Origin of the sequence: Streptomyces sp. SID13726 (genome assembly GCF_010548375.1) — a bacterium.
Taxonomy (GTDB): Bacteria; Actinomycetota; Actinomycetes; order Streptomycetales; family Streptomycetaceae; genus Streptomyces.
Genome location: NZ_JAAGLY010000423.1, coordinates 1 through 447 on the forward strand (window position 1 = coordinate 1; position 447 = coordinate 447).

General features: G+C 73.6%; 1 pseudogene. It reads left to right on the forward strand.

Annotated elements, in window-relative coordinates:
- A pseudogene (locus G3I78_RS48400) lies at window positions 1-447 on the forward strand (glucose-6-phosphate dehydrogenase); the annotation flags it as partial.

Genomic DNA, 447 nt, shown 5'->3' on the forward strand with positions numbered 1-447 from the left:
GGCGTCACGGGCGGCCTCGGCCGCAAGAAGCTCATGCCCGCGGTGTACGACCTGGCCAACCGCGGGCTGCTCCCCCCGGGCTTCGCGCTCACGGGCTTCGCGCGCCGCGACTGGGCGGACCAGGACTTCGCGCAGGTGGTGCACGACGCCGTCAAGGAGCACGCGCGCACGCCGTTCCGCGAGGCCACCTGGCGCCAGCTCTCCGAGGGCATCCGGTTCGTCCAGGGGTCGTTCGACGACGACCAGGCGTTCGAGCGCCTGCGCGAGACCGTCGAGACGCTCGACGCCGAGCGCGGCACGGGCGGCAACCACGCCTTCTACCTCTCGGTGCCGCCGAGCGCGTTCCCGGTCGTGTGCCGCCAGCTCGCCGAGTCGGGCCTGTCGCGCTCCCAGGAGGACGCGTGGCGGCGCGTCGTCATCGAGAAGCCGTTCGGGCACGACCTGCAG